The sequence below is a fragment of the Bacillus sp. 179-C3.3 HS genome (assembly GCF_047229225.1).
GTDB lineage: Bacteria > Bacillota > Bacilli > Bacillales > Bacillaceae > Bacillus.
Map to the genome: position 1 here is coordinate 45,859 of NZ_JBFEFT010000005.1, position 25,027 is coordinate 70,885.

23 protein-coding genes are annotated in these 25,027 nt (G+C 38.8%); 17 read left to right on the forward strand and 6 right to left on the reverse strand.

Annotated features, from left to right (window positions below; all coding sequences use genetic code 11):
• Position 1: 1 nt before the first annotated feature.
• Positions 2-463 (forward strand): Imm30 family immunity protein, encoded by a 462-nt coding sequence (locus AB1K80_RS05105; RefSeq protein ID WP_412855542.1) that lies wholly within the window; start codon positions 2-4, stop codon positions 461-463.
• 904 nt (positions 464-1,367) lie between these two features.
• Here the strand turns inward: AB1K80_RS05105 and AB1K80_RS05110 are convergent.
• A complete protein-coding gene (locus AB1K80_RS05110; protein ID WP_412855543.1) occupies positions 1,368-1,706 on the reverse strand; it encodes a winged helix-turn-helix transcriptional regulator in 339 nt (112 codons plus the stop codon).
• Positions 1,707-1,811: 105 nt separating this feature from the next.
• Between AB1K80_RS05110 and AB1K80_RS05115 the strand changes: the two genes are divergently transcribed.
• Positions 1,812-2,195 (forward strand): RidA family protein, encoded by a 384-nt coding sequence (locus AB1K80_RS05115; protein WP_412855544.1) that lies wholly within the window; start codon positions 1,812-1,814, stop codon positions 2,193-2,195.
• A 564-nt stretch (positions 2,196-2,759) separates the two neighbouring features.
• Here AB1K80_RS05115 and AB1K80_RS05120 read toward each other — a convergent pair.
• A complete protein-coding gene (locus AB1K80_RS05120) occupies positions 2,760-3,020 on the reverse strand; it encodes a YesK family protein (RefSeq protein ID WP_412855545.1) in 261 nt (86 codons plus the stop codon).
• A gap of 683 nt (positions 3,021-3,703) precedes the next feature.
• Between AB1K80_RS05120 and AB1K80_RS05125 the strand changes: the two genes are divergently transcribed.
• Positions 3,704-4,021 (forward strand): hypothetical protein, encoded by a 318-nt coding sequence (locus AB1K80_RS05125; protein ID WP_412855546.1) that lies wholly within the window; start codon positions 3,704-3,706, stop codon positions 4,019-4,021.
• Between the two features lie 470 nt (positions 4,022-4,491).
• Here AB1K80_RS05125 and AB1K80_RS05130 read toward each other — a convergent pair whose 3' ends face one another.
• Positions 4,492-4,863 carry an iron chaperone gene (locus tag AB1K80_RS05130; RefSeq protein WP_412855547.1) on the reverse strand — a complete coding sequence of 124 codons (372 nt, stop codon included), beginning with the start codon at positions 4,861-4,863 and terminating at the stop codon, positions 4,492-4,494.
• 427 nt (positions 4,864-5,290) lie between these two features.
• Here AB1K80_RS05130 and AB1K80_RS05135 point away from each other — a divergent pair, with 427 nt between their 5' ends.
• The 5 genes from AB1K80_RS05135 to AB1K80_RS05155 all read left to right on the forward strand — a co-directional run bounded on the left by AB1K80_RS05135 (position 5,291) and on the right by AB1K80_RS05155 (position 9,454).
• A complete protein-coding gene (locus AB1K80_RS05135; RefSeq protein ID WP_412855655.1) occupies positions 5,291-5,926 on the forward strand; it encodes a CotZ-related putative spore coat protein in 636 nt (211 codons plus the stop codon).
• 74 nt (positions 5,927-6,000) lie between these two features.
• The gene (locus AB1K80_RS05140; protein ID WP_412855548.1) at positions 6,001-6,345 is read left to right on the forward strand and encodes a DUF3992 domain-containing protein; all 345 of its coding nucleotides are present in this window, start codon (positions 6,001-6,003) and stop codon (positions 6,343-6,345) included.
• Between the two features lie 44 nt (positions 6,346-6,389).
• Positions 6,390-7,409: a BclA C-terminal domain-containing protein gene (locus AB1K80_RS05145; RefSeq protein WP_412855549.1), complete on the forward strand. Its 1,020-nt coding sequence runs from the start codon at positions 6,390-6,392 to the stop codon at positions 7,407-7,409.
• A 227-nt stretch (positions 7,410-7,636) separates the two neighbouring features.
• A complete protein-coding gene (locus AB1K80_RS05150; RefSeq protein ID WP_412855550.1) occupies positions 7,637-8,749 on the forward strand; it encodes a tetratricopeptide repeat protein in 1,113 nt (370 codons plus the stop codon).
• 456 nt (positions 8,750-9,205) lie between these two features.
• Positions 9,206-9,454, forward strand: a complete 249-nt coding sequence (locus tag AB1K80_RS05155; RefSeq protein WP_412855551.1) for a hypothetical protein — start codon at positions 9,206-9,208, stop codon at positions 9,452-9,454.
• Between the two features lie 56 nt (positions 9,455-9,510).
• Here AB1K80_RS05155 and AB1K80_RS05160 read toward each other — a convergent pair whose 3' ends face one another.
• Entirely contained in the window at positions 9,511-10,200 is a 690-nt protein-coding gene (locus tag AB1K80_RS05160) for a YoaK family protein (protein ID WP_412855552.1), read from the reverse strand.
• Between the two features lie 54 nt (positions 10,201-10,254).
• Entirely contained in the window at positions 10,255-12,102 is a 1,848-nt protein-coding gene (locus AB1K80_RS05165) for a DNA ligase D (protein ID WP_412855553.1), read from the reverse strand.
• A gap of 113 nt (positions 12,103-12,215) precedes the next feature.
• On the opposite strand from AB1K80_RS05165, the gene AB1K80_RS05170 reads away from it, so the two are divergent.
• The 3 genes from AB1K80_RS05170 (at position 12,216) to AB1K80_RS05180 (ending at position 15,903) form a co-directional block, all read left to right on the forward strand.
• The gene (locus tag AB1K80_RS05170; protein WP_412855554.1) at positions 12,216-13,058 is read left to right on the forward strand and encodes a Ku protein; all 843 of its coding nucleotides are present in this window, start codon (positions 12,216-12,218) and stop codon (positions 13,056-13,058) included.
• A 225-nt stretch (positions 13,059-13,283) separates the two neighbouring features.
• On the forward strand, positions 13,284-14,885 hold the full coding sequence (locus tag AB1K80_RS05175; protein ID WP_412855555.1) for a M48 family metalloprotease: 1,602 nt from the start codon (positions 13,284-13,286) through the stop codon (positions 14,883-14,885).
• A 109-nt stretch (positions 14,886-14,994) separates the two neighbouring features.
• On the forward strand, positions 14,995-15,903 hold the full coding sequence (locus AB1K80_RS05180; RefSeq protein ID WP_412855556.1) for a DMT family transporter: 909 nt from the start codon (positions 14,995-14,997) through the stop codon (positions 15,901-15,903).
• 12 nt (positions 15,904-15,915) lie between these two features.
• Here AB1K80_RS05180 and AB1K80_RS05185 read toward each other — a convergent pair whose 3' ends face one another.
• Positions 15,916-16,107: a hypothetical protein gene (locus tag AB1K80_RS05185; protein WP_412855557.1), complete on the reverse strand. Its 192-nt coding sequence runs from the start codon at positions 16,105-16,107 to the stop codon at positions 15,916-15,918.
• A gap of 112 nt (positions 16,108-16,219) precedes the next feature.
• On the opposite strand from AB1K80_RS05185, the gene AB1K80_RS05190 reads away from it, so the two are divergent.
• The 6 genes from AB1K80_RS05190 (at position 16,220) to AB1K80_RS05215 (ending at position 24,908) form a co-directional block, all read left to right on the forward strand.
• Complete coding sequence (locus AB1K80_RS05190; RefSeq protein ID WP_412855558.1) at positions 16,220-18,436, forward strand: RNA ligase; 2,217 nt, start codon at positions 16,220-16,222, stop codon at positions 18,434-18,436.
• A gap of 62 nt (positions 18,437-18,498) precedes the next feature.
• On the forward strand, positions 18,499-19,209 hold the full coding sequence (locus AB1K80_RS05195; RefSeq protein ID WP_412855559.1) for a DUF421 domain-containing protein: 711 nt from the start codon (positions 18,499-18,501) through the stop codon (positions 19,207-19,209).
• A gap of 224 nt (positions 19,210-19,433) precedes the next feature.
• A complete protein-coding gene (locus AB1K80_RS05200; RefSeq protein WP_412855560.1) occupies positions 19,434-20,015 on the forward strand; it encodes a TetR/AcrR family transcriptional regulator in 582 nt (193 codons plus the stop codon).
• A gap of 15 nt (positions 20,016-20,030) precedes the next feature.
• Positions 20,031-23,174, forward strand: coding sequence for a bifunctional cytochrome P450/NADPH--P450 reductase (locus AB1K80_RS05205; protein WP_412855561.1), 3,144 nt, complete (start codon positions 20,031-20,033; stop codon positions 23,172-23,174).
• A 192-nt stretch (positions 23,175-23,366) separates the two neighbouring features.
• Positions 23,367-24,275, forward strand: a complete 909-nt coding sequence (locus AB1K80_RS05210; protein WP_412855562.1) for a trypsin-like serine peptidase — start codon at positions 23,367-23,369, stop codon at positions 24,273-24,275.
• A gap of 195 nt (positions 24,276-24,470) precedes the next feature.
• Positions 24,471-24,908, forward strand: a complete 438-nt coding sequence (locus tag AB1K80_RS05215) for a sporulation protein (RefSeq protein ID WP_412855563.1) — start codon at positions 24,471-24,473, stop codon at positions 24,906-24,908.
• Positions 24,909-25,027 lie beyond the last annotated feature (119 nt).

The window sequence follows — 25,027 nt, forward strand, 5'->3', positions numbered from 1 at the left end:
TTTGGATCTTAAGAAAGAGTTAAAAAACTTATACGATAATCGACTTTTAGAAAACGGAAATAAAATACAAGAGTTTGAAGAGTCTTTGGCAAAAGTACTTGATTATGGAAGTGTTTCGGTTATCCCGGATTTATGTTTGGTTTTTGATGACGATACTGAACAATTTGAAGTTATGTTTGGTTTAGTTCATGGAATAGAAAGGTTATATAAAAATAATGCAGAAGAAGGGCTCACTTACATTGCTAAGGCGATTCCCCAGATTCTTAACCAGGCTGCAGAATGGGTTGAAATTCTACATTACAGGATTCTTAACCATCCTGAAGTGAGATTAGTTTATCGCAATGTACTATCAAAACAGGATCCATCCATCGTAGATAATATTAAAGATCTATTAATTGCAATAAAGAATGAAGACCCTGATATGTTTAGTGAATCTGTAGATGAAGTAATAAATATTATCTAGAAAATGGTTTAAACCTTGATTGGCCACCGGCTTTCAAGGTTTTTTTGTGTTTATTTGGCTTTAAGCCGAGAAAAAGCCGAGAAAAAGGGGACCTTTTTTCCTAAGTGGATCATCGTAAGATAGAAACAAGCAAAACGAGCGTGAATATTTTGTCCAGAAGGAAGAACCTGCGGACGCTGATCATTGAGCACTTTAAGTGCCTTGATTGGTGTCCGCTTTTTTTATTGGGAGACGCGCCTTTCCCGTATCAATGGCGTATCTGGATACGGAACAAAGGTGTTGAGGAATGTGGCCATACGAGAGGGACATTCTGAGCCTGGATAGCAGCTAGTCTGCGGCAGCCGTATCGAGGACAGTTTTTCAATTTGATGATTGACTGTACTCGGAATCCTCTCGGAGTGTGGTCATCATTGAAAAATCTATTTAAGCGAATAACGTAATGTGGTGCTTATTCGCAAGGAGCGAGTGAAATGAAGATCAGGGATTCTGTTTCTAAAGAGACATTAAAGCAACCGCCATAGAAACTCATACCGAAATCCAAAAAGGGGAGTGTTTATATGAATATTAAAATGAAGATATTGATTAGTGCCGCTTTTTATTGGTAGGTGCTACTTGTCTGGGTTCTTTTAATTACTTACAAGAATCAACTGATCGAAATACCACTGTATTTCCTCAAAAATCTGATCGAAACACAACGATGATCGATCCGAATTCAATATTTAAAACCTAATGGGGGAAATTAAACAGACCCAGCACGGTCTGTTTTTTTATGGAAACGGATGAGGACTAATCATTACGATCGTTTTCATTTGATTAGAAGTTCCCTATACGCTCCATTGCTTTATCAAAGGCTACTTTTATTCTCTTCATAGGCAATCCTTTGAATTATCTATACAAAAAGAGTTTAATTACTGCGATTTTTCTCTCCCCAATCACATAACTGTTCTAAAATTGGTAAAAGTGTTTCTGCCTTATATGTAAGACTGTATTCCACTTTTGGGGGGACTTGTGGATATTCCTTTCGTATTACCATCCCATCTGCCTCTAAATCTTTAAGTTGTGCACTCAATGTTTTAAAGGTAATAGGTTCAAGTCTCCTTTTCATATCATTAAAGCGGACAGGTTGATATTCCGAAAGGAGATACAGAATGAGCATTTTCCATTTTCCTCCTATAACTGATAATGTATATCCAAAAGGTGTCTCTTGGATATTACCCTTATTTCTATAATCGTCCATACTCATATTGACACTATCCTTTCTGATAGTAACTATCTAAATAGTGCGTACTGTTTATTTCTTTATATTCATTTTATACTTACTTTACTTTGAAATAAAGGAGAGAAAACAATGACTACTATTAAAACCTACAATCACAATCTATGGGATCACGGTATAACACAAGGATATAGCGTTAATGGAACAATCTACATTTCAGGTCAATTTTCATACGATAAAAATGGTATGTTCGTTGGTAAGGAGAATATTGAAGCTCAGACTCTACAAACATTTGAGAACCTTGATCGGGTATTGGTGGGATTGGGAGTCACAAAATCCAACATTGCATATGTGGAAATTTTTCTAACAAATCCACAAGAACACTCTGAAACGGTTATAGATCTATTCAAGGAATACTTAGTTCAACACAGACCAGCTGGCAGTCTCATTGGTGTGACAGATCTGGCTTTCCCAGAGCAATTGATTGAAGTCAAGGCTATCGCACACACTGATTAAATATATTATTATATTCATTTGGCCAATTCTCTATACAAGGTATAGGGTAAAATCTTTATTCCGTTTATTATCTTATAATTTAAGCAGAATAAGGATTCGGGCTAAACATCTATGTGATTAAAATGAACAAATTATAAATGAGCTGAAAGAAATCTGGCTATCTCATCAAGGTTAAGAGATAGAGCGACTTGGCATAGAGCATGTTTAAATGGTGTAGAAATTGATGTCATTAAAGTAGGGAAGATGTAAACAGCGGATATCCGACTGGTACAGAAAATGCTTTACGTCCATCAGGGTTTTAATAATTAGGTCGTTTTTAATGATATTATGCAAAAGGACCTTGAATGGCTTAATGCCTTTCAAGGTTTTTGGTGTTATTGGACTTAACCCGAGAAAAAGGGGGTCTTTTTTCTGTGTGGGTCATCGTATGATAGAGATAAGCAAAACAAACGGAATATTTTTGTCCAGTAGGAAAAACCTGCGGTCACTGACCGTTGAGCACAATAAGTGCCTTGGTTGGTCGTCGCTTTTTTTAGAGGCTATTAATTCAGAAGTTGCTCTGTGTTATTTACCACTAAAATAACTGAAGGTGCGATTAATAACTAAAGTGATCACTGATGCAATAAGTAAAGAAACACTGATTGCACCCATTGCTAAACCTTCCCATCGTCCTACAAAAAAACTTATTAACAATAAGATCATACTAATGAGAATGAAAATAGCTGGTATTCCATACTGCAAAGGTGCATTCTTTCTTTTGAAAATTAAAGAAACAACCAGTATAACAAGTGTAAGGGTAATCGTCAGCAGCCAGTATGATGACATTTATTTACCTCCTTTTAAAAAATAAAAGAAATATGAAATGATTGTATTCCATTCCATTCTGGAACAAGTGAAAATTTTCATAATAGATCCTCATAATGATTAGGTGCAAAGGTCATTTTACAATAAGGTACCTTCTTCTTACTACCCTTTCGACAAAAATAGGCAGCACTAGTGACTAATTAGTCATTGTTAATCTCTCGGTTTGTCATCTAATTAGATACACCTTGAAACAATTTGGGGAATTTGAAAAAGAAAGAAGTTGTCAAATCAGTGAATGGTATTTTTGGGAAGTGCTAAAAACAAGGAATCGATTGATGGAGACGAACACCCATTTGTCATGTTTGCTTTGGATCATAATTTGAACAAGGAACAAATAAATGTCATCGTTGAAATTTTGATGATTTTTTCTCATCGTTTGAGTGGAAAAGAGTAGTTTCTCGAATTCAAGAAAAACGCAGTTTGTGAGAGGACAGCCAATTGTATAGCTGCAAATTATGAAAGAGTACTACCTGGTACTTTATTTAACTTTAAAGAAGCTCCCCTTCTCCAATGAGTTAAGAACGTGTCGAAGTTGGAACATATATTGGACCATCTCATCTCATCTCAATTCTTATAGTTTTTTTATTTCAAATAGTTGGGTAATATGGTAAAATAATATAAAACATATAGGGAGAGATGATTATATGGAATATGTATTTATGATAATCATTTTATTAGCACTTGTGTTTGTTTTTTATATTTTTCTAAATACACGATATCGTTTTAATAAAAAATATTTAGTCTTGAACTTTGGTTTGTCCAAAATAGAGATTCCTATTGATCAAATAATAAGTATTAAAGAGTCCGACAAGTATGGTGTAGCTGATAATATTGATTATAAAATTGGGATGCCCTATGCTCAACCAGATAGAATCGTCATAGAAACTAAAAACAAACGTTTTCTTGTTTTTTTAAATGGAGCGCATCAATTCATCCAAAAATTTAAAAAAATTAAAAAATAAAGCTGTCGGGATTTTTCCGACAGCTTTATTTTTTCCGACTTCCTATTTCCTCAACTTATAAATAGAGAAAAGCCGATTAAAGGAAGGTGTGTTTTTCTCATGTTCCACACTAAGAATTCTTATATCTAATTCCTTTTATGTTACGAATGGACCTAATAAAAAAAGACATACATCCATGTTGTTTTCTTTTCGTCAATTTGATTGATTATTGAAACTTAACATTATTTTATCCAACTCACACAGAGTTAAAGCGTTGTGTGTAAATTTGGAGACAACAGTTGTGCGAAAATCGAAGTGGAGTGTCTGGGCTTTATTACAGTCTTTAATGAGGTTAGTATGTTTTGCCCTGATACTTGGTATAAGTATACAATTAGTTATTAAAAGCAAGAACTTAAAACTAAATCAAAATGTTCTTAGCTAAAAATCTGTTCAACTGTTCAACTGTTCAACCGATCAGATCGGGGTGATTTTTATTTCCGCCAAAATGTTAAACAATCGGCTTTATCTTCAATATTAAATTCGATGATCTTTTTCAGTAACGGATAATCGATCGTTAAACTTTCTTTCATCCGAAACATGTTTTTTCCGTGGTCATAACCAGCTTGTACAATGTCAGTTGAGAAATGATTAATTCCTTTTGCTTCTGGTGCGACAGAGATGTGATGTTTTGCTACGCTAAATCCAATAATAAAGGTGCCGTGGTCTGTGAACATGGGCTGGTTCCACGCAATTCTCGTCTCTAATTGAGGAAACGTATCCTCAATCCATTGTAATATTTCTTTCGTACGTTCTTGTAAAGTTGGATTCCCAATACCTTTTATATATTCATCAAATACATGCATGATTTAACCTCCATCATTTCAATATTAAAAGCCTCAGGCGGGATTCGAACCCGCACTCCTTTCGTAAGCATAGGCTAGGGGCAACACGCTTCCCTACGGAATTTCACCGACAGGAATTTCACCTGTCTCAGCTTTTTGCTTTTCGGTGCTTCTGAAACCCTTGCCTTGCGACCCGTTTGCTACAATGTTTTACGGCGCTCTTCCCTTCTAAAGCTACTGAGGCAAGTAAGACCTTTATTACATTATATAGAGTCAGATGTGAAATGGGAAGCTTAGCCCATAATTAGATTCAACGGTCCCTTTATTAATAGGGAAATCGCACAAAACAATCATAGTTACATACGATATAGCACCATATCGATTTGTATACAGCACTGAATTGGGTTGATTGTAAGTGACAAACCGGTTGATGAGTAAATTAAAAGAGATGATCCATCATTCAAAAGACGTTAGATTTGCATATAAGCGTTCCATTCGTTCTCCTTTTTTGCTCATCATGGAAGATGGGGAACCTTTTTGCTCCTGGGTGTTCTATGAAAGAAACGCCTTTAAAACGTGTTATTTTTCATTGGTTTCCATCAATGAAGAGCATCATTGTGTGTGGTTAGAGCTTCTTGTACCATGTTGTACAAGAGCGACGTGCTCTCGAAAAGTATTGTATCGATCTAGTTCAAGAATTCTTGTGGATCTCTCTTGTATATGCGGGATAACTCAGGTAGGGCTACCAGTATATGATGCCCTCATCCTCAAGAATATACAAACCCATCGTCTCCATTTTTGTTTATCAACAACGTCTCATTCAATTGACGTATGGCGTAATGGAACTACATGCCCCAATACAGCAACAATTGTTTTATGTCATCAAGGGAATCAAGATGTACCCATTACGATAAGCATTCAAACGAAAAAGGGATGTCATTTTTTAAGTGTTAAAAAAGGAGAAAGTCGATCGATCACATTGGAAAATATCATGTTGATTTCAAAGGAAAAGTCTTTAGAACATGTGGAGGCGATTTTAGAGATTCAATTACATGTAGTGAAAAGGAGAAAAATAAAGCTGTAAAAATGGGATAATCGCACAAACTGAGTAGATCACTAGATCATAGTCTATCAAGAATAGGTTGAAGGAGGGTTAAAATGGCTATTTTAGGCGGATGCAGTAATGAGCAAACAGGCTTCGTAAATGATGCTGTATGTTTTACAGTCGATTTAGCAGCTACAACGGATGCAGTTGTAGTATGGACAGATGGTACATCATTTGTCATAAATGGAACGATTATGGTAGAAAACAATGGAATTGTGGCAGTGGCTCCTACTGTCTCACTTGAAGTGAACGGAGTAGCTGTACCAGATTTTACAGTGCCTCCAGGGGAGAGTCGGTCTATTACCCTCAATGACATTAACTCGATAGGCATTACGGGTACTGGCGGAACTTCATCGGGGAATGTTGTTGTTTCTTTCTCTTTAAATTATCAATATTAGTGTGTATGTCTTGATGATTCCACGAACTGAAAGTAGTGAGAGACATGTGCGCCCAACTTAACATGTGTGGAGGGATAACGGGCCCAACTGGTGCAACGGGCCCAACTGGATCAACAGGTCCAACTGGATCAACAGGTCCAATCGGAATCACTGGTCTAACTGGAGTAACAGGCCCAACCGGAGTAACGGGTCCAACGGGAATAACGGGCTCAACCGGAGTAACGGGTCCAACCGGAGTAACGGGTCCAATGGGAATAACGGGTCCAACCGGATCAACAGGTTCAACTGGAGTAACGGGTCCAATGGGAATGACGGGTCCAACCGGATCAACAGGTTCAACTGGAGTAACGGGTCCAACGGGAATAACGGGTCCAACCGGATCAACAGGTTCAACTGGAGTAACGGGTCCAACGGGAATAACAGGTTCTACCGGATTAACCGGTTCAACGGGAATAACGGGCTCAACCGGATCAACGGGTCCAACGGGAATAACGGGTCCAACGGGATCGACGGGTTCAACTGGAGTAACGGGCTCAACCGGATCAACAGGTTCTACCGGATTAACCGGTCCAACGGGAATAACGGGTCCAACTGGAGTAACGGGTCCAACGGGATCAACAGGCCCAACCGGAATCACAGGTCCAACTGGTACAAGTATAACAGCAAATTCAATGTATGCGTCTAATACGTCTGGGAGTACAGTGCTAGCAGTATTAGGTGGGACGCCTGTTTCCTTACCAAATCATCAGAGTTTAGATGGATTTACAGCAAGTAGTGGAAATACGGTTTTTACTGTACCTGTCTCCGGTCGATATTTTATTACGTATCAAGTGAATACAACCGCAGCATTGCTTGCTGGAACAAGAATTATGAACAGCGGGTCTACTATTGCCGGATCTATTTTATCACCTGCTTTATCAGCATCTACCTACAATGTATCTCTTATTACCACACTGGCAGCAGGTAATCAGATTTCTCTACAAATATTTGGATTGGTCGCAACAGTTGCTTTACTTGGCGGAGGATCAGTAGGAGCGGCATTAACCATCATACGTGTGGAATAAATGAAGAAAGCTCTATCGGAGGGCTTTTTTCATTTATAAACGCGTGTTCAACTGTTAAGAAACAAATCAATACCCAGTAAAAAGATACATATTTACAATGGAAAAGGTTATTGAAGAATCAAATGATTCATATTAAAATGAAATCAAATGGAGAATTTAGCAAATGCTATGACGAAATCCATTTATAGTCAATTTGCGGTGTAGCTAAAGGTGGTTGGGGGTGTAGAATGAGCAAAGTTCCACTTGCGGAATTAGCATCACTATTAAATGATTGGAACATGGAAATCAAAAAAGATCGTGCAGATGAGGCAGAGCGATTATTTGCAGAGGCAAAACAAGCAGTTGAAACGATTGAAGATCCTGATATCCTCATGTATTATTCTCTTCTTGAGAAAAGGCATCACATTCTCATGTATAATGTGAGAGGGCATAAGGGGGCTGTTTCGTCATCTAGCATAGAAAGTGTTAATAGAAAAAGTGTTGATGAGTTGTCTCATCGACTTGCTTTCTATTTTGATTTTTATGAGGGTGTCTATGAGCAGCATCAAGGAAATTATGAGGTTGCCTTGCAGATGTATCGAAGTGCGGAAAAGCTCTTAGATAAAATACCTCATGAGATTGAGCGTGCTGATTTTGATTATAAGCTTGCTTGGCTTTATTATCGCCTCAGTCACATGATACTCTCATTGAGTTATATCCGCCGGGCGCTACATGTGTATAAGCGGCATAAGCATTATGAAAGAAGAACAGCTCTTTCCTATTCTCTCATTGCAGCTAATTTAACAGAGATTGGCCGATATGAAGAAGCACTTGAGAATTATCGCCTTGCGGAAGCAGTCCTTATAGCTGAACAAGATGACTTTATGCTCGCACAGCACCATCACAATGTAGCCATTTTATATTCATTTTGGAATAAGCCGAAAGATGCAATACACCATCTTGAAAAGGCTTTGTCCCATCAAGAATACTATGAATCAGATTTCTTTTTCCATTCTACGTACTTGATCAGTCGAGAACTTTGTGTCATAGGAGAAACGCAACGTGCAAGTCACTATATAGAGGCGGCATACGTCCGAATGCAGGAAGCGGCGCATGAAGTATTCCGGCTGAAAATCGGCATTGTACATGATCTGTACTTAGCAAACACACCACAAAGATTTCAGCAAATTGATGAGAAGTTGAGAAAATTAGAAAAGAAGAATGAATATCATGAAGTCAAAGAGCTTTCACATTTTGCAGCGAAGTATTGTGAAGCGCGAGAACTTTATAAGCAATCTGTTCATTACTTAAATAAAAGTGTAGAAGCAGATTTACATATGAAAAGAATGGGGTTGATTTAAGATGAAGACAGGATTAAAACTATTCGTTGTTGTGGGTTTAGCCATTGCAGCAGCTGTTCTAACTGACAATGTGGTTGGTTCATTTGAAGTAGCAGAAAAAATTATTGGTGGATAATCACCCATCCATCAGCACCCTTGTTGACATAGTCAGCGAGGGTTTTTTTATGCATGTAAGGCTCTTCTTATTAAACGCTTCAAATACGTTTAATAAGAAGAAGAATTCGCAACAAAGGGGGTTGTGCAAATTTGTTACTGCCCCATTATTCTAATGAAAGTGAGGGTGATGTAACAAGTTAAAAAGGTCATCTTTCTTTGCTTAATTTAATTTTTTGCAGGACTTTTCATTCAATTTAAAGCAAATTGGTCTAAAGTACACAGATGATAATGGAAAAGAAAAAACACCGCTCCTTTCGTCATGCATATGCTGAAATAAGGGAAGTGAAAAGAGGTGATTGTATGTATTTACGGACATTTGGTGGCTTTCATGGAGGGGGTCCACACATTGGGACAGTGGGCTTTCATGGAGGAGGAGCCCAAATTGGACCAGTAGGCTCTCATATTGGCTTTGGTGGGTATTATGTGAGTCCGGGTGTGTTTTCTGGCTTAGGGGGATACCCTGGGTATGGTGGATTTGGTACATTCTCTGGATCTCCGTATGGATCAACCTACATCATGGGTCAACCCCAAGGTGTTTATGTCAGATGAGTTTTGTTTAGACGCAAATGCAGCCAGAGAAATAGTAATTGTCACTAGGCTATTTCTCATTGGCTTGCGTATTTAAATGTCGCAGTGATGATCATGATGACAAGGGCGCAAATGGGTAGCCAAATGATTAGAAATGGATCAACTTCATCTATGAATGCAGTGACAGCAGCACCTAGACAGTAAAAGAGGATCGATCCTAGTCTCAGCCAATTGACTTTTTCCACAGGTGCTCTTCTATGTTCACGGTTTGACAAGCGCTGGGCTAAGTCCTCAAACAGATGTGCCAGTGTGTTTGTTAACACGGTTGTTGAAATGCCAGCGACATCTAATTTACGCGCAGCAGTCGTCTGCATACCCATGGCCATACTTAAGAGGATGATGTACATGAGGTAGGACCCCTTTATATTGATCAAAAGCGTCATCAAAGCGAAGACGAGCAAAACCAATACTTCCATGATGAAAATGCGTGTGACTGCTTTCGGCCAGAAAGCTTTTTTGTGTTTTCCGCCAATGATCGTAGCAAGAATCACTCCGAAGACAAACCCACTTAGTGCTGTGAATGAATGAAAAGCGGTTAGTTGCAACGAACTGCCTGCTGCCATCCCAAGCAGCACAATATTACCAGTCATATTGGCTGTGAAAACATGGCCTAAGCTCAAATAACCGATCACATCGACAATACCGGCAGATAGACATAGAAAGAGTAGTGCGATGTTTCGAAATGAATGTGCGGTCAAAATGGTCATTCCTTTCTTTCTCTCTAATGATCAGTGTAACGCTCATTGACCAGGGATGTCCATCTACTTATGGATTGGCAACATATCTTGAAGCTGATGTAAAACTTGTCTCAAATGATCATCGTTTACAAGATGTCTCATCCGGCGAAACGGATCACCTTTTTCGTTTAATCGCTTGATGACAGCTGGCATCGTAAACATGGATGGGTGAAGATCTTTATGATCCAGCTCTTCCCATTCAAGCGGTGTGGCAACAAGACCCTGCACATTACCCCTAGGGGAATAAGGCGCAATGATTGTTTTTCCAGCGTCGTGCTGAAGGTAATCTAAATACAGGCGATTGCCCCGGTTTTTCTTTAGACGCTCTAATGTAAAAAGGTCAGGCGCTTGTTCGCATAAAAACTCACATATAAACGCTGTAAACCGTCTAGTATCGCTGTAGGTGAATGCATCTTTCTTTAAAGGGATGTAAAGTTGCAACCCTTTTCCGCCACTGGTCTTAATAAACGCTGTAAGATGCAAACCGTCTAGAAGAGCTTTAATGCGTCGTGCTGCGTCAACAGCTAGGTGAAAATCATCGACCGTTGGCGGGTCTAAATCAAAGACAATTTCTGTTGGACAATCAGTATCTCTTGTTTCAAATGGGATATGAAACTCCATGGCTAGCTGGTTACCTAGCCACATTAACGTGTTCGGATCATGACAGACGGTATAACGAATGTCATGAGCGTAATCTGTCACGACAAAGTCAGGTGCATAATCGGGTGTAGATTTTTGATAAAAAGATTCTCCTCCTGCACCATGTGGGAAACGAATTAAGGTAAGCCGCCTTTCTCGTAAAAATGGTAAGAGGAAAGGTGCCACTTGTCTTAAATAAAGTAAGTAATCCGCTTTATTGAGGTGAAGCGCAGGCACGATGGGTTTCTCGGGATGAGTCACGTCTATTTTAGGTGGGAGTGGATAGAGCTGCTTCAGCATATTTCCCCATGTACACACTGAGGGATCGGTATCCAATAAAAACGACGAAAAACGGGGCTCCCTTAGTGTCGATCCATCAAAAGAAATACACGCGATTTTGACACATATAGAAGGCGGGATTTCATAATATGTTGCCCCTACAGGATGTCCTTCTGTTTGAAATAAAGACCGAAGTGTTTGTTCTTCTTCTTTGGAAAAGCCATGTTTAAATTGCACTACTTCTAACAGTTCATCTTCATGATAAATACAGCCTTGAAAGTAGCCATTATCATGATTAAATTGAGTCACAATAACGGAAGCAAAACGCCAATTTTTCATTTTAAGCCATTCTTTAGATCGTGTATTGTCAAGCCATTTGCTGCCTGTCTTTTTTGCCACAATGCCTTCCGTTAAATACGTTTGCATTAACTCTCTTATGTCATCTGGATGACGATGTGTTTGGATGACTTGAATGTGAGATGGGTGATCTAGTTGAACGTAAGGAGGCAGATTTGCTTCATGGAAAAGTTGTAGAAGCTTTTCTTTTCTCTCAGTAAGGGGCAAGTGATTGATGACGTTTCCGTTACACTTCAATAGATCAAATACGATGAAGTGACATGGAAACCGCTGAGACTGTAAAGCGATTGTTTCTTTGTTTTTTAATCGTCCTCTTTGTTGAACCTTTGCAAAATCACTCTCATGCTCACTTAGTAAATAAACCAATTCTCCATCTAGTGTCATGGGTAAAAAAGAAGCTAGCTGTTCTTTTAACTGATGACACTGATCAATGATTTCGGGAAATTGTTCATTGAGTCGTTTTCCCGCTCTACTTTCTAGGCGAATCTCGTCTTTCTCCCACATGAGAATGGTGCGAAAACCATCATATTTTAATTCATATAACCAGTCACGTCCTATTGGCATCTCGTCGCTATAAGTTAATCGCATGGGCTTCATTATTCGTCACATCCTTACATCATGTCATCTTAGATTGAGTTGAAATTTTCATAAACATACATAACTCTTGTGAAAACATTACATAGTAAGGAGAAAAGAACGGAGGCGTCACGATGCATACAGTATGGAAGGGCGGCATTAGCTTTGGTTTAGTCAATATCCCAGTCAAGCTGTTTACTGCAACAGAAAACAAAGACATTAAACTAAGACAGCTTCACAAAGAGTGTCATACGCCCATTAACTATCAAAAGGTTTGTGCCCATTGCGGGGAAGAGGTAGGCCAAGATCAAATTGTCAAAGCGTATGAGTATGCCAAAAATAAATTTATTGAATTGGATGAAGAAGAGTTAGAAAAGCTGAAGAAAGAAAATGAAGAAAAGGCTGTTGAAATCATTGATTTCGTCAAAATTGAGGAAATTGACCCCATTTATTATGAAAAAAGTTATTTTTTATCGCCAGATACAGGCGGTGCCAAGGCATATTCATTACTTCGAAAAGCATTACAAGAATCGGGGAAAATTGGCGTTGCCAAGATCATGATTCGCTCAAAAGAGCAATTGGCCATTGTTAGATGCTATGAACACATCTTGCTAATGGAAACCATCCATTTCCCAGACGAGATTAGACACGTCTCAGATGTACCGAACATTCCACAAGAAGAGAACGTTGTGAAAAAAGAGCTAGATACAGCACTTTTATTAATCGAGCAATTAACCACCACATTCGATCCAGCTGCATATAAAGATGAATATAGAGAGCAACTGATGAATGTCATTGGGGATAAAATCTCTGGCGAACATACAGTTCAGCCAGAAACAAAAAAAGCTCCAGCTGCAAATGTAACCGATCTGATGGCCGCACTTCAGGCTTCAATTGACCGATCTAAACCGGCAAAAACGAAAAAAGCAGCGCCTAAGAAAAGAAAAGCCCCCGCTAAAAAAGAAAAGAATGCCTAAAGAAAAGACCGCTTGCGAGCGGTTTTTTTGGTTAACACAGTCCGCACACTGTACATCAGTTTTTTGATAAAAATAGATTTGTTTATCAGTTGGCAGTACATAAATATGTATGAAGGTGATAGAATTTTAATCAAGTGATTTTAGCAAACGGATGACCATCATCTTAATCATTCAAAACAATTTTAAAACTATGACCAAAGTATATTTATAGCAGGATGTGATGAATTGTTACGAAAAGCCTCACTTTCTTATCTTATTGCTAGCCTCATGACAATCATATTCATTTTGATTGAAATAGGCATCCGTTCAGCAGTATTTTCACCGTTTGTTCTACTAGATTCAAACAAAGAAAACAATCCAAAAGTATTCATCTCTCATTCTCTTTTTCAGGGTGATTATTTATTAACCTATCAAGATGGTTCCTTCAAAGATCTTTCGGAACCGGCCTTTCAATTAGGTGGAAAGCAAATACATTTCACAGAGATTCCATCAACGAATGGGACCAGCACGATTGAAGCAGGCAAAATAATGGAAGATGAGGCAGTGGTTTTTTTAAGGAGAGGTTTTGAACCGATTCATGAGGCGATCAACATAGAAAAGGTGTCGCATGATCCCTTTTTTACTAAATACCATCTAACGAATTTAACTGAAACGACTAAGATCGAAACAGTTTTTAAGCATAGTCCCACATTGATTACATTCATTACGTTAATAGGAATCCTTTTACCCGCTCTGTTATGTTTGTTTTTTAACCTTCATGAATCTATGAAAAACCTATTTACATTATTTATTCCTTTTATTCTTGCCATTTTTCTTCCCTTGGGATTAAATTATCATTTCTTAATGGGATATGTGCTATCCATCACAGGATCTTATGTTATAAGCATCATTCTCTCTATTCTTGTGCCCAGTTTCCTGTCAGTCTTATTGACAGCTTATTCATTTGAGTTTACGACAAAAGATTCGCCTGAAGATGTAGAAGAACATGAGGGCACATTAGAAGATTCATTTTTGATGAGTCATAGGGAACAGGTTGTTTTGTTTGGCGGCGTCACATTATCCTTGTTTTATTTCGGCTCTTATTTATTACTTCCATTGTCGTTTCAAGCGAAGATCATGGATAACCTTTTTCTGTTTTGTGCTTGGTATTTCGCACTAGTCATCTTATTTATTGTTGGGTACTCATTCATTCAAAAAGTGCTGAATCAATATGAAGTTTTACATACGGACGAATTCATGAAAATCAGCAAAGAGATTGAGGAAAAGACAAATCAAAAGGTGAAAATATGGAAAAAGAAAGGCTCGCAACACGAGGTAAATGCTTGGATCTATTCTTTTCAAGTTCCATTTTCAAGAACGGTCCATGTCTATGTGACCGAAGGGTTATTAGATGAGTTTGATTTAGAGGAAATTCGTGCGATCCTATTTCATGAGATGGGACACGCGAAGTTAAAGCACACGCATTTTACCATTTTCCTCACTTTGATTGTCACGTTACTCATGGGAATAAGTATGTATTATGCCAGACAGATTATGCTAGCCAATGGATGGTGGCAGTACATTCTCATTTTCCCAATAGGAATCATCATCATGATCTTTATGACGGAATGGCTACCAAAGAAAATCAGCCGGTTATTTGAGATTCAGGCGGACAACTTTGCGGTTTCCCATCTTGAGAATAAAACACTGTATCTCAATACTTTGATTAAATTAAGCAACTTGATTGAAGAAGAAGATGGTGATGAAAGAAAATCTGAATGGCGGGAAAGTCATCCCTCTTTCGAAAAACGAATTGAGAACATAAAGAAAATCAATCAACGTCATTGATGAATGCTACTGTGTATCTCTACACAATGATGAAACATACTTCTTGCCTCTAGTTCAATGGACATAGTAAGATGACGACATATAATTGCTGATGTAAAGGAAGCTGCTGATGGAAATAAAGACAACTGCACAAAAGAAATCAATTGCACTACCACTTGTCATTTCAATCATTGCGATTTCGTTTTCTGCCATTATTGTCAAATGGTCGAGTGCGCCTGCTGCTATTTTAAGTATGTACCGAATGATGTTTGCGGCAGTTTTGATGCTTCCGTTTATTTTGCCGCGTAAGAAAGAATTTCTCTCGATGAAGAGGAGAGACTGGTTTTTCTTATGTATATCAGGTTTCTTTTTAGGGCTCCATTTTGTGTTGTGGTTTGGCTCACTGAAGCTGACCACAGTGGCCAGCTCTACAATCATCATCGCTCTACAACCGATGGTGTCCTTAATAGGCGGTTTCCTTCTTTTCCGAGAACGAACAACGATGTCTGCGATCTTGACGATGTGTGCGGCGATTGTTGGTGCCCTGATGATTGGCTGGGGAGATATCGGGCATAGCCAGCAAGCAATTGTTGGAGACATTTTATCCTTTTTAAGTGTGATCGCGGTTGTTTGTTATTTATTAATCGGACAACAAGCCGTAAGAAAAATATCTCATTGGATTTATAGTTTTTGTGTGTTTGGTTTTGCCGGCCTTTTTTTAATTTTATTCAACCTGCTTCAGCAAACACCGTTTATAGGCTATCCGGGTAAAGAATGGGGAATCTTTTTATTGCTCGCCATTATTCCTACGATGTCTCATGTCATTAACAATTGGCTGTTAACTTATGTGAATGCCACAACCATTTCCATGAGTATTCTTGGCGAACCTGTCGGGGCAACGATCCTGGCTGTATGGCTACTTGGAGAGAAAGTCACTCTGTTTCAAATGTTCGGCGGACTTCTTGTCCTTTTAGGTGTCTTTGTCTTTTTGATGCAGCAGCGTCAGGGGATCGTCATGAAAACAAAAAAATCCGGTTAATTTCCGGATTTTTTATTCTTTTACATCGTCTTTTTCAATTACTTTGTTCAATCTTTCCTCCACTTTCTTCAATTCTAGTCGTTTTCTTCTAATCATTCGAAACGTGATGACAATCATAGTCATGATCGCAGCAATGAAAAGAAGAGAGAACACTTGAAATAGAAAATCTCCCATGTTAAATGCCATTTTCTCTCCATTAGACATACGTAAAACCTCCCTTTTTCTATCTATATATTACCATATTCAATAAAAGATTGAGATTTATCCATTATTTATCTATAATAGGTAAAATATCACTCATTAAAGGAGAACCAATATGAGAACATTAGTCCTATTACGAGGTCTCCCGGGCGTAGGTAAATCAACGTGGATCAAAGAGCAAGGCTTAGAACCATATACATTATCAGCTGATCAGATCCGTCTGTTGACTCAGCCACCACAGTTATCAGTCAATGGGAAACCAGAGATTACAAGCAAACACGACCATAAAGTCTGGTCTTTATTATTTGATTTACTCACAGCCCGAATGGAACGTGGAGACTTTACTGTCATTGATGCGACACATATTACGAGTAAATCGATTTCACAATATAAGTCGTTGGCGACTTCATATCGTTACAGGGTGTATGTTGTCGATTTCACACAAGTGCCACTTGAAACAGCTCTGTTGCAAAATCGCTCACGAGAGCCGCATAAAGTTGTGCGCGAGTCTGTTTTGTATCAAATGAATGAACGGTTAAAAACAGAAAAAGTTCCGTCATGGGTAACCGTCTTACAGCCAGAGGAATATTCGGATGTGATGACCTATCAACCTAGGTCTTTTGATCAATATGAGGCTGTTCATGTGTTCGGAGATATTCACGGTTGTTATACAGCCCTTCGCACGTATTTGCAAGGAGATATTAAAGAAAACGAACTTTATATTTTTGCAGGCGATTTGCTTGATAGAGGAATAGAAAACAAGGAAGTCTTAGAATGGATGCTTGCACATAGAGAATGCCGGAATGTCATCGTGATTGAAGGCAATCATGATCAGCATTTATATCGATTTGCACATGGTGAAAAAGTAAGAAGCAATATGTTTAATCGTCATACTGCACCAGAAATTGAAGCAGCTGGCATTGATTTAAAAGAATTAAGGAAATTTGTCAGAACGTTTCATCAGTTGGCCTATTTTACGTACCATGGGCAGACATATCTTGTGACCCACGGTGGGCTTTCTCATTTGCCAATGGAACTTCTGCATGTCTCGACTCAGCAGCTCGTTCACGGAGTAGGTGAATACTCAGATGACATTGATCATTTATTTGTACAAAATACTTCTGGAATGGACATCATTCAAATACACGGACATCGTAACTTATACAGATTGCCTATAAAAGCAGCAGAAAGATCGTATAATCTGGAAGGTCAGGTTGAATTTGGTGGACAGCTACGGGTGTTGAACATCACAGCTGACGGAATTAAGACGCATGAAATTGATAATTCTGTCTATAAAGCCTCTGAGAAAACACGAACGGCTGCTGTTCACCCAGACATTACGCTAGATGACTTTTTAGACCACTTAGACCAACATGAATATGTACAAGAATTAAAGCTACCACATCATATCTCGTCTTTTAACTTTACTAAGAAAGCATTTAGCGAGAGACGATGGGATGATGTAAATGTGAAAGCAAGAGGTTTGTTTGTCAATATGATCTCTAAGCAAATTGTATCTAGAAGCTACAATAAATTTTTTAATATTGATGAGCGGCCTGAAACTAGAATGCAGCATTTGGTGAATCATCTACAATTCCCTGTCACCGTATATGATAAAGCAAATGGATATTTAGGAACTGTTGGCTACAACGAAATGGAAGACGAATTGGTGTTTACATCCAAATCGTATACGTCACATGTCAAACAAAATCAGCATGCCTCTTGGGTAGAAGATCTCTTTTATGAAACGTTTGACGAGGTGCAGGCTGACTATATCAAATCGTACGTGCGTGACAATCAAGTATCTCTTGTGTTTGAAGTAATTTTGCCACATAAAGATCCGCACATTATCTCATATGATCAAGATCAACTGATCTTATTAGATATTGTAAAACGTCAAATGACCTATGAAAAATCGCCATTTGCAGAGGTGAAGAGATTGAGTACAGAACTCGGAATATGTTGCAAACAGGAAGTGGCTGTTTTTCACGATTGGACGTCTTTCTATAAATGGTATCAAGAGGTATCGCAAGATCATTCGATCAAAGAAGAGGGCTATGTGATAGAGGATCACCAAGGATTTATGACAAAATTAAAACTCCCTTATTATCAATTCTGGAAGCAGATGCGCTCCATTAAACAGCGTGTGGCTCAGAAACGCCCGACGCAAAAATATATGCAGGCTTTGCAAACAGCGGAGCAAGCTAGATTTTACACATGGCTTCTAGAACAAAACACAGAGAATGTGAGAAACAGTTCCATTATTGAATTGCGATCACAATTTATGCAACAGGAAGTCGCCCATTTGAATAATGATGAAATAAATGCATAGTCTAAAGAGAGTCTTTTCTAAAGAAAAGGCTCTCTTTGATGTCATTGAAAGGTGGGAATCAAATGCCTGATCATGTGGAAGTGATACTTCGGACAACGTTTGCTTTTTCTATATTATTTGGTGGTGCACGCCTGCTCGGAAAGCAGACCATTGCCCAAATGAATCTATTTGATTTTATAGCCGCTATCAGCTTAGGCTCAATTGCGGCGAACCTTGCATTTAATACGGCATTGCCATTTCATCATACAACGATTTCTTTTGTGACGCTTGTATTTATTATTTATGTCATTGCGATGTTGGCATTAAGAAGTCGAAAAATCAGAGGATTGATGGCTGGAAAACCGACGCTCCTCATACAAAACGGCAAAATTCTTGAAGAAAATATGAAAGGGATGAGATATACGCTGGATTATTTAAACCAACAACTCAGAGAAAAAGATGTGTTTGATATTCGTGAGGTTGAATTTGCGATGATTGAAACAGATGGACATATGTCCTTGAAAAAGTATCCATCATTTGAAAACGTGACAAGAAAAGACCTTAACTTATGGATGAATGCAGATCATTATATGCCAATTGAAGTCATTATGGATGGGAAACTCATTTTGAAAAACATAGAAGAGAATCAATTGAGCGAACAGTGGGTTCATGAAGAACTCCAAAAAAGGCAACTTACGTTAGAAGAGGTGATGTATGCTGTTCGTGCAAGTAACGGCAGTTTATATATTGATACATACGACGATCACATTCATTCTCCGATAGATCAAGAATGAATAGATAGTGCCAAGTCACCCGTATGTCACAAAACTTCCAAATTTTTTAAGTCCTTTGGATGTAGCGGTTACTAGGTATCATTTCTCAATTATTATTATTTTCAGAAAATGTAGTGACGTCACCAAATAAGTGTGTTTAAGTATAAATGGAAGAAATTAAAATACAAATATAATATATTCTATGCGGAATGAACGTTCATTCCTAAAAAGGAGAGGATAAAAAAATGACCGTCCCGGCTGATAAACAAGAACAGATCATGAAGGCTTCCCTTGAGTTGTTTATTGAACGAGGATTTGATGGCACCACAATGCCGATGATTTCAAAAAGAGCAAACGTCGGAGCGGGAACCATTTATCGATATTTTGATAGCAAGGAAGCACTCGTTAATATTTTATATCAGCGAAGTCTCTCTGCATTTATCGAAAAAATGAACACGAACAGCCCAGATCCGAAAGCAAGTATGAGGGAATACTTCAAGCATGTATTTTATTGCTTGGTATTGTTTACAAAGGAAAATCCAAGCGGTTTATACTTTTTAGAAATTGATAAGCGGTCCCATTATTTAGATGAGACAAGTAAAGAAAAGATGCAGCAGCTGTTAGATGAATTGTTTCTCATCTTTGAGGAAGGTCGAAAAGATGGCATCCATCCGAATCTTTCAGGAAGAACCATCTTATCTATTGTATTTGGCGCCTTTGTGCAGCTACATAAACAAATACTTGCTGAGGAAAAGGAGCCAACCATCGAATTTTTAGAAGAAATTGAACAATGTTTATGGCGCGCGATTAGCGTTGCATCATCATAAAAGGGGAGTAGGCACATGAAACAAGCATCAATCATTCCAAAACCAAAAACATATGGCCCTTTAAAAAATATCCCACTATTAAAAAAGGGAGAGCTTTCCCAAACCTTTTGGCGTTTGGCAGATGAATTAGGGCCGATCTTTCAATTTGAATTTACAGGGCAAACAACCATTTTTGTCTCAAGTCATGAACTTGTAAGTGAAGTGTGTGATGAAAGCCGGTTTGATAAATATGTTGGCATTAGTCTTGAGAAAGTAAGAGCCTTTGCAGGGGATGGATTATTTACTAGCTGGACAGATGAACCGAACTGGAAAAAGGCACACCACATTTTAATGCCAGCCTTTAGTCAGCAAGCAATGAAAGGGTATCATCATATGATGCTGGATATTGCCACACAACTTGTTCAAAAATGGCAAAGAACGGGCCATGATGAGGAGATTGAAGTAGCTGAAGATATGACAAAACTCACGCTGGATACCATCGGACTGTGTGGTTTTGATTATCGTTTTAACAGTTTTTATAAAGAAAATCAGCATCCATTTATTGAAAGTATGTTAAATGGGTTAAACGAAGCGATGGATCAATCCAGCCGATTACCGATTGCTGATAAACTCATGATCAAAAGAAAAAAAGAATTTGTGCAAAATGTCGATTTTATGAAGGATCTAGTGGATGACATTATTAAGGAGCGTAAGCAACAAAACGTGAAAGGAGACGATTTGCTGTCTCTGATGCTGCATGCAACGGATCCTGAAACAGGAGAGAGGTTGTCGGATGAAAATATCCGTTATCAGATCATTACCTTCTTAATAGCAGGTCATGAAACGACAAGTGGTTTACTCTCATTTGCGATTTATTTCTTACTGAAGAATCCGGACAAATTAAAAAAGGCGGTTCAAGAAGCGGATGAGGTGCTTCAAGGTGGAATGCCAACGTTCAAACAAGTACAAAAGCTAAAGTACACACGCATGGTTTTAAATGAAGCCCTCCGCCTTTGGCCGACTGCTCCGGCTTTTATGCTCTATGCGAAAGAGGACACGGTCATCGGAGGGGCATATCCAATTGAAAAAAATCAAAGCGTCGGCGTGCTACTTCCTAAATTGCACCGAGATCCATCAGTTTGGGGCCATGATGCGAATGAGTTTAAACCAGAGCGTTTTATGCATCCAGAAAAAATTCCACAGCATGCTTATAAACCATTTGGAAATGGACAGCGTGCATGTATCGGTATGCAATTCGCCCTTCATGAAGCGACGATGGTACTGGCGATGGTACTGCATCATCTTGAGTTGATTGACCATACATCATATGAGCTCGATTTAAAAGAGTCTCTCACGATTAAACCGAACGACTTTAAAATCAAAGTAAGACCACGAAAACAACAGTTTTTTATGTTGCCTCCAAAAGAGGAAAAGAAAAAAAGTGACACTTCTGCACAATCAAAAGTAGCTAGTCATGGAACACCTCTACTGGTCTTATATGGATCGAATCTAGGAACAGCACAGCAAATCGCCAATGAATTTGGAGACGTTGGGAAAGCGAAAGGCTTTGATGTGACCATTGCCCCACTGGATGAGTATGCAGGCAAATTACCAGAGGATGGAGCTGTTCTGATTGTGACGGCATCATATAACGGGCATCCGCCTGACCATGCAACACAATTCGTGGAATGGCTGACACAAGATAAAGCGCAGGATTTATCAAACGTGAAATTTGCTGTTTTTGGATGTGGTGATCGAAATTGGGCAAGCACGTACCAGCGCATTCCTCGACTCATTGATGAATTACTGGAGAAAAAGGGAGCAAAACGTGTGGCAACATTAGGCGAAGGTGATGCTAGCGGTGATATGGATGAGGAGAAAGAAACATTTCAACAATCTATATTTCAAGTACTTGCAAAAGAATTTGATTTGACTTACCAAGAGAAAAATCAGGAAACACCAAGCTTAATGTTTGATTATACGAATGAATTAGTCGAACGTCCGGTTGCAAAAGCATATGGTGCCTTTTCAGCCGTTGTATTGAAAAATCGAGAGTTACAAACCGAAAATAGTCCGCGGCAAACAAGGCATATCGAATTGAAATTACCGCAAGGAAAACAATACAAAGAAGGAGAACACATCGGTATCCTACCGAAAAACCGTGAAGCTCTCGTGCAGAGGGTGACCAAACGATTTAAATTAGATCCTGAAAAATACATTAAGCTGTCGTCTGAAAAACAGGTCAGTCACTTGCCGTTAGGACAGCCGATTCAAATCAAAGACTTGCTGGCATCGCATGTTGAACTTCAAGAACCTGCGACACGTACGCAGCTAAGAGAGCTCGCCAAATATACGGTTTGTCCACCTCATCGCATCGAGCTTGAACAGATGGCTGGAGAATCTTATCAAGAAGCGATATTAAAGAAACGTGTCACGATGCTCGATTTACTAGAACAATATGAAGCATGTGAGCTACCATTTGTGCACTTTTTATCGTTATTAGCAGGGTTGAAGCCGCGTTATTATTCTATTTCCAGCTCTCCGAAGGTAGACGAACAACGAGTTAGTATTACAGTAGCCGTTGTGAAAGGCGAAGCTTGGAGTGGTCTAGGGGAGTATGCTGGCGTCGCATCAACTTATTTATGCGACGTTGAAGAAGGGGAAGAAGTGGCTTGCTTCTTACATGCCTCACAAACAGGATTTGAATTGCCCCCTACATCAGAAATACCGATGATTATGATCGGTCCTGGAACAGGTATTGCACCTTTTAGAGGGTTTATTCAAGCGAGAGAAAAATGGCAAAGTGAAGGAAAACAACTAGGGGAAGCACATCTTTATTTTGGTTGTCGCCACCCGAAAGAAGATCATCTTTATGTTGATGAAATGCAGCAAGCAGAGAATCAAGGTGTTGTCATCACTCACACGGCATACTCTCGCTATAACGGGGAAAAAGTATATGTTCAAGACTTGCTGAAAAAAGATGGAGCGATGCTGATCGCATTACTTGATCAAGGTGCATATCTGTATATTTGCGGAGATGGAAAAGCCATGGCGCCAAATGTAGAACTTACGTTATTGGAGATGTATCAAAAGATCAAACAGTGTACAAAAGAAGAAGCTGAACATTGGCTCACATCACTTACGAATGAAAATAGGTATGTAAAAGATGTATGGAGTTGAGCTAGCCAGAAAACCGCCCAAAAGGCGGTTTTTTTGTTTAAATTGGAAAGAGATAGAATGATGAAGAGAATGAAAGATTCAAAACACCTATTTTATAAATGTAAATTTTGTAAAAAATAAGAATATTCTCTCATTTACTCTAATATGAAACAATCGTATGATTTTTAATATAGGACATTAAGGAGGAATATGATGAAAAGTGTGAAAAAATTAATCCCTTCGTTACTCGTTTTTGGTGCTTTAAGTGTGCCTAGTTTTGCCCATGCAACATCTGATTCAGTGCTAACGTCTGATTATGACATGGTGACTTCTGACGGAAAAGTAATCCCTTCTAGTGAATTCCACAAAGATATCAAAGCCCCATCATCCTTCAACAGAGTTGATGACCTCTCTTCCACTGTTGGCGAAAAAGTAAAACCACTGTCTAAATATCTAAAAGACTTTCAAACAAAAGTTGTCATTGGAGAAGATGGCCGAACAAAAGTAGCGAATACAAGAGTAGCACCCTACAATTCGATTGCCTATATTACGTTTGGAGGATCTAGCTGCACAGGAACATTGATTGCCCCAAACAAAATTTTGACAAATGGACATTGTGTGTACAATACATCCACGAGAAGTTATAGTGCAAAGGGTTCTGTCTATCCAGGGATGAATGATGGAACGGCCGTCAACGGTTCAGCGAATATGACCGATTTCTATGTGCCAAGTGGATATATTAATACTGGCGCTAGTCAATACGATTTTGCAGTGATTAAAACCAATACCAATATCGGAAATACAGTTGGTTACCGTTCCATCCGTCAGGTGACGAACATTGCAGGAACGACTATTAGAATTTCTGGCTATCCAGGTGATAAGATGCGATCAACTGGCAAAGTATCACAGTGGGAGATGTCAGGTCCTGTGACGAGAGAAGATGCGAATCTAGCATACTATTCAATTGACACATTCGGTGGCAATTCTGGATCTGCCATGCTAGATCAAAATCAACAAATTGTTGGTGTCCATAATGCAGGGTACTCAAATGGTACGATCAACGGTGGACCAAAAGCCACTGCTGCCTTTGTTGAATTTATCAACTATGCGAAAGCACAATAATAATAGACTAAAAAGCTTGTTTCCATTGATGGGGACAAGCTTTTTTATTTTTAGCATGCGTGATCATCTATTAATCTGTCACATTCGCCTCCATGCTGCCTGATCTGTTCACATGTTTTTGAAGTTCACTCATACATTAAAAATGACTGATTTTCTTTAGGTCAATGTTGTCATGAAGTTGTATGGGGAGGTTTCATGTTCTTGATAAGAAAAAGCTGGTTTTCTGCTGCGATTCTATGCTTTGTGTTATGGTTGGGCTTTATTTTAGTCGGTTTTGGTGAGGAGCAGAGGGCAACAGGTGCTGATCGGTATGATCATGTCATTCAATTTCCGAAGGATCGTTATCCTGAAACAGGTGGACATATTCAAGAAGCGATTCGTAAAGGGCATTCAGATGTGTGTACCATTGACAGGAATGGAGCAGATAGCCGAAGACAAGAATCATTGAAAGGCATTCCGACGAAACCTGGATTTGACCGAGATGAATGGCCGATGGCAGTGTGTCTTGAAGGAGGGAAGGGGGCAAGTGTCAAATATGTCAGTCCTTCAGATAATAGAGGTGCTGGTTCATGGGTAGGACACCAAATAAATCCTTATGCTGATGGACAGAGAATCTTATTCATCGTCAAATAAAGGTGTGTATCATAGGGCCCTTGAAGGGTCTTTTTTATTGAGAATGACAGCGTATTCGAGCTGGCAGAAACAAAACATTGGATGGTACAATCAATATGTCGTGACTGACTAGAAGAAAT

Bases quoted from the DNA above. Each gene is read 5' to 3' on its own strand.
- AB1K80_RS05110 (WP_412855543.1), bottom strand. From the start codon at position 1,706: ATGAGTATGGACGATTATAGAAATAAGGGTAATATCCAAGAGACACCT.
- AB1K80_RS05150 (WP_412855550.1), top strand. From the start codon at position 7,637: ATGAGCAAAGTTCCACTTGCGGAATTAGCATCACTATTAAATGATTGG.
- AB1K80_RS05170 (WP_412855554.1), top strand. From the start codon at position 12,216: ATGCATACAGTATGGAAGGGCGGCATTAGCTTTGGTTTAGTCAATATC.
- AB1K80_RS05115 (WP_412855544.1), top strand. From the start codon at position 1,812: ATGACTACTATTAAAACCTACAATCACAATCTATGGGATCACGGTATA.
- AB1K80_RS05145 (WP_412855549.1), top strand. From the start codon at position 6,390: ATGTGCGCCCAACTTAACATGTGTGGAGGGATAACGGGCCCAACTGGT.
- AB1K80_RS05125 (WP_412855546.1), top strand. From the start codon at position 3,704: ATGGAATATGTATTTATGATAATCATTTTATTAGCACTTGTGTTTGTT.
- AB1K80_RS05200 (WP_412855560.1), top strand. From the start codon at position 19,434: ATGACCGTCCCGGCTGATAAACAAGAACAGATCATGAAGGCTTCCCTT.
- AB1K80_RS05210 (WP_412855562.1), top strand. From the start codon at position 23,367: ATGAAAAGTGTGAAAAAATTAATCCCTTCGTTACTCGTTTTTGGTGCT.
- AB1K80_RS05135 (WP_412855655.1), top strand. From the start codon at position 5,291: ATGATCCATCATTCAAAAGACGTTAGATTTGCATATAAGCGTTCCATT.
- AB1K80_RS05190 (WP_412855558.1), top strand. From the start codon at position 16,220: ATGAGAACATTAGTCCTATTACGAGGTCTCCCGGGCGTAGGTAAATCA.
- AB1K80_RS05180 (WP_412855556.1), top strand. From the start codon at position 14,995: ATGGAAATAAAGACAACTGCACAAAAGAAATCAATTGCACTACCACTT.
- AB1K80_RS05160 (WP_412855552.1), bottom strand. From the start codon at position 10,200: ATGACCATTTTGACCGCACATTCATTTCGAAACATCGCACTACTCTTT.
- AB1K80_RS05185 (WP_412855557.1), bottom strand. From the start codon at position 16,107: ATGTCTAATGGAGAGAAAATGGCATTTAACATGGGAGATTTTCTATTT.
- AB1K80_RS05140 (WP_412855548.1), top strand. From the start codon at position 6,001: ATGGCTATTTTAGGCGGATGCAGTAATGAGCAAACAGGCTTCGTAAAT.
- AB1K80_RS05205 (WP_412855561.1), top strand. From the start codon at position 20,031: ATGAAACAAGCATCAATCATTCCAAAACCAAAAACATATGGCCCTTTA.
- AB1K80_RS05155 (WP_412855551.1), top strand. From the start codon at position 9,206: ATGTATTTACGGACATTTGGTGGCTTTCATGGAGGGGGTCCACACATT.
- AB1K80_RS05215 (WP_412855563.1), top strand. From the start codon at position 24,471: ATGTTCTTGATAAGAAAAAGCTGGTTTTCTGCTGCGATTCTATGCTTT.
- AB1K80_RS05195 (WP_412855559.1), top strand. From the start codon at position 18,499: ATGCCTGATCATGTGGAAGTGATACTTCGGACAACGTTTGCTTTTTCT.
- AB1K80_RS05130 (WP_412855547.1), bottom strand. From the start codon at position 4,863: ATGCATGTATTTGATGAATATATAAAAGGTATTGGGAATCCAACTTTA.
- AB1K80_RS05120 (WP_412855545.1), bottom strand. From the start codon at position 3,020: ATGTCATCATACTGGCTGCTGACGATTACCCTTACACTTGTTATACTG.
- AB1K80_RS05165 (WP_412855553.1), bottom strand. From the start codon at position 12,102: ATGAAGCCCATGCGATTAACTTATAGCGACGAGATGCCAATAGGACGT.